Here is a 1,054-nt window from a genome sequence, read left to right as displayed (position 1 = left end):
CTTGGCCGCAGATTCTGAGTGCAACACCTGAGTTTCCCTGTAAGGTATTGCGCTCATGTCATACTCAGAACTCAGCATTACTGATCGTGCCACTATCCAGGTTTGCCTCTCTCAAGGCTTGAGCCTCCGAGCCATTGCTCGATGCCTGAGTCGTTCTCCCTCCACTATCAGCCGCGAAATTCGTCGAAATAGTGAGCCGGGCAACGACTACCAAGCTGAACGCGCGCAAGCGTCCCGACTCAAGCATCGGCGCTTTTGCCGGCCCAAGCGTAAGCTTTCCATCGGTAGTGAGCGGTTCAAGCTTGTCGAGTACCTTCTTCGCCGCTACTTGTCTCCTGAGCAGATCGCCGGCAAGCTTCGACACATGAATCTACCCAAGCTTGAAGACGCCTACGTCTGTCGCGAGACGATTTACACCGCCATCTATGCGCTGCCGGTTGGGCAACTGCGCAAAGAGCTCATCCATTGCCTGCGGCATGGCAAAAGTACGCGTAAGCCTCGTCGTGGTGAGACGGACCGGCGAGGTCAGATCCCCGACATGGTCAGCATTCACCTTCGCCCGCCCGAGGTGGACAAGCGCGAGATGCCTGGGCATTGGGAAGGCGACCTGATCAAGGGAAAAGGCAATGCCTCAGCGGTTGGCACTCTTGTAGAGCTCAGTAGCGGATACTTGATACTGGCAAAGATGCATGATGCGACTGCGACCTCAGCCGTAGAGGGCTTCAGTGCCGCGCTGAACAGAATGCCATTGGCAGCACGAAAAACCCTGACGTATGACCAAGGACGGGAGATGGCCAAGCATGCCGCTATCACGCAAAATACTGGCGTCGCCATCTACTTCTGTGATCCTCACAGCCCTTGGCAAAGAGGCAGCAACGAGAATATCAATGGGCTGATTCGCCAGTATCTCCCCAAGGGAACGGATCTGTCACTGACCAGTCAGGAAGAGCTGGATGCCATTGCCTTCGAGCTGAATATGCGGCCTCGAAAACGCTTCGACTTCAAATGCCCTATCGAGGTGATGAATGAACTGATGGCAAAGCACAATGAAGCA

Annotated in this window: 1 protein-coding gene; it reads left to right on the top strand. The window is 55.0% G+C overall.

Annotation, left to right across the window (positions count from 1 at the left end; all coding sequences use genetic code 11):
• Window positions 1–55 precede the first annotated feature (55 nt).
• The coding region (locus tag PJK54_RS17690; protein WP_271303507.1) for an IS30 family transposase at window positions 56–1,054 on the top strand (999 nt) is incomplete at its 3' end.

This window comes from Cobetia sp. MMG027 (assembly GCF_027947415.1).
GTDB classification, from domain to species: Bacteria; Pseudomonadota; Gammaproteobacteria; order Pseudomonadales; family Halomonadaceae; genus Cobetia; species Cobetia marina.
Note: the sequence above shows the minus strand (reverse complement) of the source record. Positions and strands in the feature narration are given on the sequence as shown.